Origin of the sequence: Thauera phenylacetica B4P (assembly GCF_000310225.1) — a bacterium.
Taxonomy (GTDB): domain Bacteria; phylum Pseudomonadota; class Gammaproteobacteria; order Burkholderiales; family Rhodocyclaceae; genus Thauera; species Thauera phenylacetica.
Window position 1 is genome coordinate 1 of record NZ_AMXF01000122.1, and the last position, 12143, is coordinate 12143.

Below are 12143 nucleotides of genomic sequence, written 5' to 3' on the forward strand. Positions count from 1 at the left end.
CGGCGGCGTGCCCTCCGCCCCCCGCGCCGGTCGCAAAGGCCGACGGCGTCCTGCTCCCGCGCGCCGCGGCGGCGCCGGCCGGCCGTGGCTACCTCGTCCAGCTCGGCGTCTTCGCCGCGCCCGACAACGCGCTCCGTGTCTACCAGCAGGCCGCCGCCGCCGGGCAGCCGGCGCACATCCAGAGCCGCGTCGTGCTCGGCCCCTTTCCCGACAGCGAGGCCGCCGAGCATGCGCGCAAGCGGCTGCAGGCGGCAGGTGCCGGGCCTGGCGTGCTGATTCCCCCCGAGCGTTCGCGATGAGCGGGCGTGAAGCGCGTCACGGCGGGTTGGCCGCGAAGCGGATGATGATGTCGTTTTGAAGCGAGGTCCCAGTCATGCAGATCAAGAGTCCGCTGTTCGGCAGCGCCGAGATTTCCGAAGACAAGATCATCGAGTTCCCCAAGGGGCTGCCGGGCTTCGAGCACTGCCGCCGCTTCACCCTGCTGCACGAGGAGGGGCGCGAGGCGCATGTGTTCCTGCTGCAGAGCGTGGACGAGCCCGACGTCGCCTTCTCGGTGACCGCCCCCGAGCGCCTCGGCGTCCACCTCGAGTTCCCGCTCGATGACGAGGAGGTCGCGCTGCTGAGCCTGCGCACGCCCGAGGACGCCGCGGTGGTGGTGATCGTGCGCAAGGACGATGGCGAAGGCCCGGCCGGCACCGGCCTGCGCGCCAACTTCATGGCGCCGCTGGTCATCAACACCGGCGCGCGCGTCGGCCTGCAGAAGCTTATCGACCGCCTCGGCTGCGAGATCACCCTGCGCGCGGGGGGCTGATCGGCGCCGCGGGCGGCATGCCCGCCCGCGGGCGCGGGTACAATGCCGGCTTTCCCCAGGCAGAGGCAAACCATGGCCCGTCAGATCATCTCCACCCCCAATGCCCCCGCCGCCATCGGCCCCTATTCGCAGGCGGTCAAGGTCGGCAACCAGGTCTTCCTCTCCGGCCAGATCGGCCTGGACCCCGCCACAATGGAAATGGTCGAGGGCGTCGAGGCGCAGGCCCGGCGCGTGTTCGACAGCCTCGCCGCGGTGGCCGAGGCGGCCGGGGGCTCCTTCGCCGACGTCGTCAAGATCACCATCTACCTCACCGACCTGGCCAACTTCGGCGTGGTCAACGAGATCATGAAGTCCTGCTTCGCCGAGCCCTATCCGGCGCGCGCCACCGTCGGCGTGCGCGAGCTGCCGCGCGGCGCGCTGGTCGAGGCGGATCTGGTGTTGGTGATCGGGTGAGGCGTGAGGTGTAAGGCGTAAGGGGTGAGGCGCAAGGTGTGAGAGGTAAGGAGTGAGGCGTGAGGGGCGGTGCGCTCGACGCGCTGCGTCCCAGGTGCGCCGCTTTGACGTGCCGGTCGCGTGCCGGTCGGCGAGCGGCGGGCATGCGCGCTCGCTCGCCTCTTTCCTACCCGCGAGAAGGATCCACGATTGAACGCGATGCAGCCGCCGCGCGGCTGGGCGGGGGTCGGGGCGCAGCTGGCGGGGCGACTTGCGAAGCTCGACCTGCGCGCGCCGCGCGATCTCCTGCTGCACCTGCCGCTGCGCTATGAGGACGAGACCCGGCTGACGCCGATCGCCCAGGTGCGCCCCGGCTTTCCCGCCCAGCTCGAGGGTGAGGTGACGAGCGCCGAGGTCGTGCTGCGCCCGCGCCGCCAGCTCGTGGCGCGGATTGCCGACGGCAGCGGCACGCTGGTGGCGCGCTGGCTCAATTTCTACCCTTCGCAGCAGAAGCAGCTCGCGCCGGGCGCGCGCGTACGCCTGTTCGGCGAGGCGCGTGGCGGCTTCTTCGGGCTCGAGATGGTGCATCCGCGCCTGCGCGCGGTGGCGCCCGGCGAGGCGCTGCCCGATGCGCTCACGCCGGTATATCCCACCACCGCTGGCGTCGGCCAGCTCACGCTGCGCAAGCTGGTCGCGCAGGCGCTGCAGAGCGAGCCGCTCGACGAGCTGCTGCCCGCCGACTGGCTGCGCCGCCTCGGCCTGCCCGGCTTCGCCGAGGCCTTGCGCGCGCTGCACCACCCCGCGCCCGACGCCGACCCCTTCGCGCTCGAGCAGCGCGAGCACCCCGCCTGGCAGCGCATGAAGTTCGAGGAGTTGCTGGTGCAGCAGCTCTCGCTGCGCCGCGCCTGGCTGGCGCGCCGTGCCCAGGCCGCGGTGGCGCTGCCGGCGCGCGGCGTGCTGACCACGGCCCTGCTCGATTCGCTGCCCTTCCGCCCCACCGGCGCGCAGGCGCGGGTGGGCGCGGAGATCGCCGCCGACCTCGCCGCGCCGCATCCGATGCAGCGCCTGCTGCAGGGCGACGTGGGCTCGGGGAAGACCCTGGTCGCCGCGCTGGCGATGCTGCAGGCGGCCGAGAACGGCTGGCAGGCGGCGATGATGGCGCCCACCGAGATCCTCGCCGAGCAGCACTGGAAGAAGCTCTCGGCCTGGCTGGAGCCGCTCGGCATCGGCGTGGCCTGGCTGTCGGGCAGCCGCAAGAAGCGCGCGCGCGAGGCCGAGCTCGCCCGCCTGGCGAGCGGCGAGGTGCTGCTCGCGGTCGGCACCCATGCGCTCATCGAGGACCCGGTGACGTTGCCGCGGCTGGCGCTGGCGGTGGTCGACGAGCAGCACCGCTTCGGCGTGCGCCAGCGCCTGGCGTTGCGCGAGAAGGGCGAGGGCGGACGGCGGCCGCACATGCTGATGATGTCGGCGACGCCGATCCCGCGCACGCTGGCGATGACGCACTACGCCGACCTGGATGTGTCGGTGCTCGACGAGCTGCCGCCCGGGCGCACACCGATCCGCACCCGGCTGGTCTCCGACGTGCGTCGCGACGAGGTGGTCGCGCGCGTGCGCGCCGCCTGCCTGGAGGGCCGCCAGGCCTACTGGGTGTGCCCGCTGATCGAGGAGTCGGAGGCGCTGCAGCTGCAGACCGCGCAGGACACCTTCGCGACCCTGGTCGAGGCCTTGCCCGAGCTGCGCGTGGGCCTGGTGCACGGCCGCCTCAAGAACGACGAGAAGTCCGCCACCATGGCCGCGTTCTCCGCCGGCGAGCTCGACCTGCTGGTGGCCACCACGGTGATCGAGGTCGGCGTCGACGTGCCCAACGCCAGCCTGATGGTGATCGAGCACGCCGAGCGCTTCGGCCTCGCCCAGCTGCACCAGCTGCGCGGCCGGGTGGGGCGCGGCACGGCGGAGTCGGTGTGCATCCTGATCTACGCCCAGCCGCTGTCGCAGACCGGCCGCGAGCGCCTCAAGGTGATCTACGAGAACACCGACGGCTTCGCGATCGCGCGCGAGGACCTGCGCATCCGCGGCCCGGGCGAGTTCGTCGGCGCCCGCCAGAGCGGCGTGCCGCTGCTGCGCTACGCCGACCTCGAGCTCGACGCCGCGCTGATCGAGCCCGCGCGCGAGCTCGCCGAGCACCTGCTCGCCCACGACCCCGCCGCCGCCAACGCGCTGATGCGGCGCTGGCTGGGCGGGCGCGAAGCCCTGCTGCGCGCATGACGACCGTAGCCTCCCCTGTAGGAGCGCCGGCAGGCGCGAACATGGCGCTTCGGGCGTCGACGTGGCCGGCACGATCGGCGGCGGCCTTCGCGCCAGCCGGCGCTCCTGCACCCCCCCTCCCATGACGCCTCCTGTAGGAGCGCCGGCAGGCGCGAACACGCTGCTTCGGCCGTCGACGTGGCCGGCACAATCCGCGGCCGCATTCGCGCCTGCCGGCGCTCCTACAACTTATCCACGCGCGACGCCTTCTGCATGGAAATCGCCTCTACTGCCTGAACCGATGCGTTCCCTGACCGCCTTTCCCCTCCACTCCGGCCCGCGCCGCGAGACCTGGCTCGCCCATCCGCCGCGCGCGGCGCTGCCGCCCGCGCTGCTGCCCTGGCTGAAGGATGCCGGCTCGCTCACCGCGCGCATCCGTGCGCGCTGCGCCGGCTTCGAGGTGCGCGTGCTGTGCCAGCGCCTCGCCCGTGTGCGGCGCGACGAGGCGCTGCTGCTCGGCCTGCGTGCGGGCGAGCTCGCCGGGCTGCGCGAGGTGCTGCTGGTGGCTGATGGCCGCCCGGTGGTGTTCGCGCGTTCCTTGCTGCCGCGCCGCAACCTGCGCGGGGCGTGGAACCTCTTCCATGGCATCGGCGCCCGCCCGCTCGGCGCGGCGCTGTTCTCCGACCCGGCGATCGCGCGCCTGCCGCTCGCGTGCAGGCGTCTGGACGGGCGCGATGCGCGGTATCATCGCGCGGCCGCGGCGCTCGCCCGCCAGTCCCCCGCACCGGCGCTGCCGCGCGCGCTGTGGGCGCGGCGCTCGGTCTTCCTGCTGCGGGGCCGGGCGCTGATGGTGAGCGAGGCCTTCCTCCCCGCAATCCTGGAACTGCGCAAATGACCCCTGCCATGAGCCTGAGCGACAAGCTTCCCCACTACGCCCGCCTGATGCGGATCGACAAGCCGATCGGCACCCTGCTGCTGCTGTGGCCCACGCTGTGGGCGCTGTGGATCGCGGCGGAGGGTTGGCCGCCGCTGTATATCCTGGCCATCTTCATCGCCGGCACCTTCCTGATGCGCTCGGCCGGCTGCGTCATCAACGACTACGCCGACCGCGACTTCGACGGCCACGTCGAGCGCACCCGCAACCGCCCGCTCGCGACCGGCGCGGTCAGTCCCGGCGAGGCGCTCGCGCTCGCCGCCGGGCTGTCGGCGGCCGCCTTCGTCCTCGTGCTGCCGCTCAACACCCTCACCATCCTGCTCTCGGTGCCCGCCCTGCTGCTCGCCGGCAGCTACCCCTTCACCAAGCGCTTCTTCGCGATCCCGCAGGCCTACCTCGGCATCGCCTTCGGCTTCGGCATCCCGATGGCCTTCGCTGCGGTCACCGGCACGGTGCCGGCGACCGGCTGGCTGATGCTGCTCGCCAACATCTTCTGGGCGGTGGCCTACGACACCGAGTACGCCATGGTCGACCGCCCGGACGACCTCAAGATCGGCATCAAGACCTCGGCGATCACCTTCGGCCACCACGACGTGCTCGCGGTGATGCTGTGCTATGCCGCCGCCTTCGCGCTGCTGGCCGTCGTCGGTGTGCTCGCCGGGCTCGGCGTCGCCTGGTATCTCGGCCTCGTCGCCGCCTGCGCCATCGCCGGCTACCACTACACCCTGATCCGCGCGCGCGACCGCGCCGACTGCTTCAAGGCCTTCCGCCACAACAACTGGGTCGGCGGCGTGATCTTCGCCGGCCTCTTCATCGACTTCCTGCTGCGCGCCTGAGCCCCGCCGGCGCCCGGCGTGCGCAGTCCTACTCCGGACCGATCTCCATGCACTTCATGACCGCCCTCCGCGCCGCCTGGCAGCAGCGCGACAGCCTGCTCTGCGTCGGCCTCGACCCCGACCCGGCGAAATTCCCCGCCCACCTGCAGGGCCGGCCCGACGCCATCCTCGCGTTCTGCACGCAGATCGTCGACGCCACCGCCGACCTGGTGTGCTGCTTCAAGCCGCAGATCGCCTACTTCGCTGCCCACCGCGCCGAGGACCAGCTCGAGGCCTTGATCGAGCACATCCACGCCGCCCACCCCGATACCCCGGTCATCCTCGACGCCAAGCGCGGCGACATCGGCAGCACCGCCGAACAGTACGCCATCGAGGCCTTCGAGCGCTTCAAGGCCGACGCGATCACCGTCAATCCCTACATGGGTCGCGACTCGGTCGATCCCTACCTGGCCTGGCCCGACAAGGGCGTGATCCTGCTCTGCCGCACCTCCAACCCGGGCGGCTCCGACCTGCAGTTCCTCGAGGTCGATACGCCCCATGGCCGCATGAAGCTCTACGAGCACGTCGCCCGCACCGTCGCCGACGACTGGAACGCCAGCGGCAACTGCGCCCTGGTGGTCGGCGCCACCTTCCCGGCCGAGATCGCGCGCGTGCGTGAACTCGTCGGCGATATGCCGCTGCTCGTGCCGGGCATCGGCGCGCAAGGCGGCGACATCGCCGCGACCCTGGCGGCGGGACGCACGGCCAACGGCAGCGGCTTGATGATCAACTCCTCGCGCGCGGTGCTGTATGCGGGGAAGGGCGAGGACTTCGCGCAGGCTGCGCGCAGGGTGGCGCAGGAGACGCGGGATGCGGTCAATGCGTTCCGGTGACGAGTTTTCCCAAGAGCGTGACAGCTCGCGCACTGTGCAGTGTTGCATGACGATGTGCGTATTCCAGTTGCAAATGGTGACGAACTGCGCTTGACTGTCGGGCGGTTCGCCCGCGGGTTGCCGGGGGCCGGCTTCGTATCCAGAAAAACAAGGAGTTCGATTGTGCGTTCATTCATGGAATCCGCCCTGCTCAAGGGGCTTACGCTGGCAGGCGCTGCCGTCGCTGTCGCCAGCTGCGGCGGCGGTGGAGGTAGTAGTGGAAGCAGCGCCGGCGGCCTTCCGGGCTCTGGCGTCACGCCAGCCAACGACTACAGCCTTTCGCTGACGTCGGCGACGTCGCAACTGCCCCTGAACGTCTTCGGCGCTTCGGCAGGGATCGGCGTGAACGCGCCGTACACAACGACTCTTTACGTGACGGGGACACGAGCAGGAACGCGCGATCCGATTCCCGACGGCACCAATCTTGCGTGCAGTGTCGTCCCGGAAGGGCTGGAGTCCGGTGCGCTCTTCTATCTCGATGGCGACGAGGAGCATGAAGACGAAGACGGCAATCCCGTAGGCTACCGGGCCATTACGCTCGACTCGTCGGCGGGGGGCGCCAGCTTCCATTTCCACGCCGGAGCGACGGCAGGCACCGCAACGATCACCTGCTCCGTGACCGATCCGCAATCGAGCAAGCTGGTTACCGCGACGTCTTCCATCGCGGTGGGCCAGAGCAGTGGCGTTTCGGCGCAGGCGCAGATTGCCCCCGCGGCGCCCGGATTCGTGTACGCACAGAATACGAACGGTCCGTCCGTGCTGCAGTTGCAGGCGCGGATCCTCGACGATGCCGGGCAGCCCGTGCCCAATCCCGCCGCAGGTGTGTCGAACCTCATCGCCCGCATCGTTTCGACGCCGGGTGCCGCGGACGACTTTGCACTTCTCAGCGCCGGCGGCCAACTTGCCAAGACCGTCACCCTCGCGACCATCGGCGGTATCGCGCAGTTCTCGCTGGTGAGCGGTGCACAGACCGGCAGCGTGCTCGTCGAGGTGATCGCGGACCGCGCGGACAACAACGTCGGCAATGGTGTCAGCACCCAGGTGGGGAATGCGGTCTCGATCGCGGTGGTAGACGGCAGCAGCTCCGGCGAGGCGCTCGCGATCACGTCGAATGGCACGCTGCCTGGGGCGTCGGTCGGGCAGTCCTACGCGACCATCCTGTCCGCCAGCGGTGGCGTGCCTCCCTATGCTTGGTCGCTGAGTTCGGGCAGCAGCCTGCCGGGTGGGCTGACGCTCGCCTCGGATGGAATCATCTCCGGGGTCCCGACTTCCGGTGGGACCTTCCGCTTCATCGTGCGCGCACGTGACAGCGCTGGAACTCCTGCCGAGAAGTTGCAGGAGGTTGCGCTTACCGTGGCCGGTGAAACAACCGGCTCCGGTGGCACGCTCACGGTGACGGCCGCCGACCTGCCGAAGGGAAGCGTGGGCGCGTATTACGCATATGCCCCTGCCGTGACGGGCGGTGCCAGCCCCTACGCCTGGGTCTCGACCGCGCTGCCGACGGGCCTCGCCCTCGATAGTCGCACCGGCTTCATCACCGGCACCCCGACTGCTTCGGGCACCTACCCGGTCGTGCTGACCGTGACCGACGCGAATGGCGTGCAGGCCAATCGCAACCTCAGCATGGTGATCGACGGTGCGGCGGGGGGTGGTGTCGGGGTCGATACGACGGCGCCGAAGTTACTTTTCTCGATTCCAACGGATGGTTCGACCGATGTGGATCGCTGCTCGAACATCGTCGCCCGTTTCGATGAGGCGATCGATCCGGTCACGGTCACCAACGTCAGCCTGTTCGTGCGCAGGCGGGGCGGGCAGACCTTTTCGATGGCAAGCGTCTCGAAACTGGACGACAGCACCTTTGCATTGAACCAGGGAGACGTCTGCTATGACGCGACAGCCAATTACGAGCTGGTGTTGACGGACTCGATCCGTGACGTTTCAGGCAATCCGCTCGTGGCCAGCGTGGTGGGTTTCTCTACCGGTGGGGCTGTCGATACGGTCGCTCCGCAGGTCGCATACACCATTCCGCAGCGCGATGCGCAGGAGGTGGATCGCTGCTCCGATGTCGTCGTGCGCTTCAATGAAGCGATCGACCCGGTGACTGTGAACAACGTGTCGATGTACGTCCGCCGCCAGGGCGGGGCGACGTTCTCGATGGCAGGAACCGAACAGATCGATGATCGGACCTTCGTCCTGAGTCAATTTGATGAAGGGGGATGTTACGACCCGGGCACGCGGTATGAACTCGTGTTGACCGACTCGATTCGCGACGTCGCCCAAAACACCCTGGTTCCGGACGTCGTGCCCTTCTCGACTGGTGGGGAACTTGATACAACCCCGCCGCGCGTGGCTTACACGATTCCTGCAGATGGCGCAGTCGATGTCAGCCCGACGGCAGACGTGACCGTCGTGTTCAACGAGGCGATGGATACCAATTCGATCGTGCCGCAGTCCTTCGCGGTCTATCGGATTACGGGGTTCGGCGGTACGCCGACGCAGGTTACGGTTGGCTCTGGCAGTGACACCTCGCCGAGCACTTTGCCCACCGCCACCGATCTGATCGCCGAGACCGACCGACGCTTCACATTCGGACCGGTGGAATATGGCGATGCGTTGCCGAGGCTCGGCCTCAATCTTGTCCCTGGGCAGCACTACCGTGTCGTGATGTCCGCCTCGCCGCGCGACTTGGCCGGCAACCAGATCTGCAACACCAGCGGTCAATGCGGTACCACCGCCAGTCCGGTCGAGGGCGCAACGCCGTCCTACAGCTTCGAGTTCCGCGTCGGCGAGCAGTAACGCTTGTTCAGGGGGGCGTTTCCCCTGACAGCTTGGAAGCCCCGCTTCGAAAAGTGAAGCGGGGCTTTTTCTATCCGGCCGTGGAACAATCAGCACGGCACGCATCCGAATCAGACGCACCAGAGACATGAACTACTCCGACCTCCGCGATTTCCTCACCCAGCTCGAAGCCCGTGGCGAGCTCCGCCGCATCAAGACCCCGGTCGACACCTACCTCGAGATGACCGAGATCGCCGATCGCGTGCTGCGCGCCGGCGGGCCGGCCTTGCTGTTCGAGAAGCCGGTGACCAAGGGCGTGCCGCAGGCGATTCCGGTGCTCGCCAACCTGTTCGGCACGCCGCAGCGGGTGGCGATGGGCATGGGCGAGGACGTCACCGACGGCAACTGGAGCGCGCCGCTGCGGGAGGTCGGCAAGCTGCTCGCCTACCTCAAGGAGCCCGAGCCGCCAAAGGGCTTGAAGGACGCCTGGGACAAGCTGCCGGTGTTGAAGCAGGTGCTCAACATGGCGCCCAAGGAGGTGCGCTCCGCGCCCTGCCAGCAGGTCGTGTGGGAGGGCGACGAGGTCGATCTGGCGAAGCTGCCGATCCAGCACTGCTGGCCGGGCGACGCCGCGCCGCTGATCACCTGGGGCCTGGTGGTGACGCGCGGGCCGCACAAGAAGCGCCAGAACCTGGGCATCTACCGCCAGCAGGTGATCGGGCGCAACCGCGTGATCATGCGCTGGCTGGCGCATCGCGGCGGCGCGATCGACTTCCTCGAGCACCAGCGCGCGCATCCGGGCGAGCCCTTCCCGATCTCGGTGGTGCTCGGCTGCGATCCGGCGACCATCCTCGGGGCGGTGACGCCGGTGCCGGATTCGCTCTCGGAATACCAGTTCGCCGGTCTGCTGCGCGGGGCCAAGACCGAGCTGGTGAAGTGCCTCGGCAGCGACCTGCAGGTGCCGGCCTCGGCCGAGATCGTGCTCGAGGGTGCGATCCACCCCAACGACATGGCGCCCGAAGGCCCCTACGGCGACCACACCGGCTACTACAACGAGGTCTCCGACTTCCCGGTGTTCACCATCGAGCGCATCACCATGCGCCGCGACCCGATCTATCACAGCACCTACACCGGCAAGCCGCCCGACGAGCCGGCCATGCTGGGGGTGGCGCTCAACGAGGTCTTCGTGCCGCTGCTGCAGAAGCAGTTCACCGAGATCGTCGACTTCTACCTGCCGCCGGAGGGCTGCTCGTACCGGCTGGCGGTGGTCAGCATCCGCAAGCAGTACCCGGGCCACGCCAAGCGCGTGATGTTCGGCATCTGGAGCTTCCTGCGCCAGTTCATGTACACCAAGTTCATCCTCGTGGTGGATGAGGATGTGAACATCCGCGACTGGAAGGAGGTCATCTGGGCGCTCACCACGCGCATGGACGCCACCCGCGACACCACGCTGGTGGACAACACGCCGATCGACTACCTCGACTTCGCCAGCCCGGTGGCCGGGCTGGGCAGCAAGATGGGGCTGGACGCGACCAACAAGTGGCCAGGCGAGACCAGCCGTGAGTGGGGCACGCCGATCGTGATGGACGCGGCGGTGAAGGCGAAGGTGGACGCGATGTGGGGTGAGCTGGGGCTGTAGGGCGGGCGCGCGTTACGTTTTGTTGTTGCACTGCAGCCGAACGCCCGGCATGGTCCCGGGTCGAAGCCTTTGTCATGCGCTGCGGATGTTCCCGGCGCGGGCTCCCGCTTGAGGAAAATCGATGAGCAATTCCTATCCCGCGCCGATCGGGGCCGGCCAGCCGTCCGAGAACATGGTCACCGTCACCCACCTGGTGTATGCGCTGCACGCCTTTGCGGTGTTCTCGGCGCTGGTGGGCTCGGCGACGATCATCTTCAGCTTCGTCGCCAGCCTGCCCTCCATCGCCGCGGTGATCCTGAACTACTGGAACCAGAACGCGGTGCGCGGCACCTGGCTGGAGAGCCACTTCCGCTGGCAGATCCGCACCTTCTGGTTCGCGGTGCTGTGGATCGCGGTGTCGGCGCTGATGGTGCTGACCATCATCGGCGTGCCCTTCGCGCTCGCGCTGCTGCTGATCGCCGGCTTGTGGATCCTGTATCGCGTCGTGCGCGGGTGGTGGAACCTGATGCAGCGGCAGACGATGCCGATGGCGTGAGGTGTGAGGCTTCGTGCGTCGCTGACGGAGATGCTTTTCGGGCGGCCGCATTCGCGCCTGCCGGCGCTCCTACAAGGGTGCCGGCTGCGAGGTTTTCCGTAGGAGCGCCGGCAGGCGCGAATTCGGCGGTGATTCGTGGCGCCAACGTCGATTTCTGCGCGGCCCTGTTCGCGCCTGCCGGCGCTCCTACATGAACCGGCGCACGCCCGACCTCCTGTAGGAGCGGCGGAAGCGAATTCGGCGGTGATTCGCGGCGCCCGCGTCGATCCCTGCGCGGCTCTGTTCGCGCCTGCCGGCGCTCCTACATGAACCGGCGCGCGTCCGACCCCCTTGTAGGAGCGCCGGCAGGCGCGAAAGCGGGGCTTCGTTACCCCCGGCCTTCATTCGCCGCCGCTCCACAGCCACTCCAGCAAGGCGTCCTGGGCCGCGGCGCTGGCGGCGGCCTCGGGGTGGTTCACCATCATCACCACCACATGGCGCTGGCCCTTGCGGTCGAGCACGTAGCCGGCCATCGCACGCACGCCGTTCAAGGTGCCGGTCTTGATGTGGGCCTGGCCGCGCGCCGGGCTGTCGCCGAGGCGGCGACGCGCGGTGCCGTCGAGGCCGGCGACCGGCAGGGCGGCGATGAACTCCGGCATCCACGGCCGCTGCCAGGCGGCCAGCAGCAGCCCGCCCAGGCTGTCGGCGCGGATGCGCTCGTTGCGCGACAGCCCCGAGCCGTTCTCGATCACCAGCCCGTCGGTGTCGATGCCCGCGGCGGCCAGCGTCGCGGCGGCCGCGCGGGCGCCTGCCGCCACCATGTCCTCGGTGGCGTCCTCGCGCAGGCTCACCCGGCCCAGCGTGGCCAGCAACTGGCGCGCGATCACGTTGCTCGACCACTTGTTCATGTCGCGTACCACGTCGGCGAGCGGGTCGGAGTCGTCTCCGAACAGCTCCTGCGCACCCGCCGGCAGCCGGCCCTCGCGCACCGTCCCGCCCAGGCGCCCGCCCACCTCGCTCCACAGCGCGGCGACCAGCGCGCTGCCG

Annotated in this window: 11 protein-coding genes; 10 read left to right on the forward strand and 1 reads right to left on the reverse strand. The window is 69.5% G+C overall.

The genetic code is table 11. The features are described 5' to 3' along the window. The 10 genes from C667_RS14500 to C667_RS14545 form a co-directional block, all read left to right on the forward strand. Positions 1 to 299: SPOR domain-containing protein (locus C667_RS14500; RefSeq protein WP_004367186.1), on the forward strand; the 299-nt coding region annotated here is incomplete at its 5' end. Between the two features lie 74 nt (positions 300 to 373). Then, positions 374 to 811, forward strand: coding sequence for a flagellar assembly protein FliW (fliW, locus tag C667_RS14505; RefSeq protein WP_004367187.1), 438 nt, complete (start codon positions 374 to 376; stop codon positions 809 to 811). A gap of 72 nt (positions 812 to 883) precedes the next feature. Continuing rightward, positions 884 to 1264: a RidA family protein gene (locus C667_RS14510; protein WP_004367188.1), complete on the forward strand. Its 381-nt coding sequence runs from the start codon at positions 884 to 886 to the stop codon at positions 1262 to 1264. A gap of 198 nt (positions 1265 to 1462) precedes the next feature. Then, positions 1463 to 3508: an ATP-dependent DNA helicase RecG gene (gene recG / locus C667_RS14515; RefSeq protein WP_245538477.1), complete on the forward strand. Its 2046-nt coding sequence runs from the start codon at positions 1463 to 1465 to the stop codon at positions 3506 to 3508. Positions 3509 to 3788: 280 nt separating this feature from the next. Beyond that, entirely contained in the window at positions 3789 to 4382 is a 594-nt protein-coding gene (locus C667_RS14520; protein WP_004367191.1) for a chorismate--pyruvate lyase family protein, read from the forward strand. Then, positions 4379 to 5257 carry a 4-hydroxybenzoate octaprenyltransferase gene (gene ubiA, locus C667_RS14525; RefSeq protein WP_004367194.1) on the forward strand — a complete coding sequence of 293 codons (879 nt, stop codon included), beginning with the start codon at positions 4379 to 4381 and terminating at the stop codon, positions 5255 to 5257. The genes C667_RS14520 and ubiA overlap by 4 nt, the downstream gene beginning before the upstream one ends. 47 nt (positions 5258 to 5304) lie before the next feature. After that, on the forward strand, positions 5305 to 6129 hold the full coding sequence (pyrF, locus tag C667_RS14530; protein WP_004367197.1) for an orotidine-5'-phosphate decarboxylase: 825 nt from the start codon (positions 5305 to 5307) through the stop codon (positions 6127 to 6129). A gap of 174 nt (positions 6130 to 6303) precedes the next feature. Beyond that, a complete protein-coding gene (locus C667_RS24400; RefSeq protein WP_004367200.1) occupies positions 6304 to 8964 on the forward strand; it encodes an Ig-like domain-containing protein in 2661 nt (886 codons plus the stop codon). A 127-nt stretch (positions 8965 to 9091) separates the two neighbouring features. Continuing rightward, positions 9092 to 10582, forward strand: a complete 1491-nt coding sequence (gene ubiD, locus C667_RS14540; RefSeq protein WP_004367202.1) for a 4-hydroxy-3-polyprenylbenzoate decarboxylase — start codon at positions 9092 to 9094, stop codon at positions 10580 to 10582. 121 nt (positions 10583 to 10703) lie between these two features. Beyond that, complete coding sequence (locus C667_RS14545; RefSeq protein ID WP_004367204.1) at positions 10704 to 11117, forward strand: DUF4870 family protein; 414 nt, start codon at positions 10704 to 10706, stop codon at positions 11115 to 11117. Between the two features lie 380 nt (positions 11118 to 11497). Here C667_RS14545 and dacB read toward each other — a convergent pair. Then, positions 11498 to 12143, reverse strand: a 646-nt coding sequence (gene dacB, locus C667_RS14550; protein WP_004367206.1) for a D-alanyl-D-alanine carboxypeptidase/D-alanyl-D-alanine endopeptidase, incomplete at its 5' end; no start/stop codon positions are given.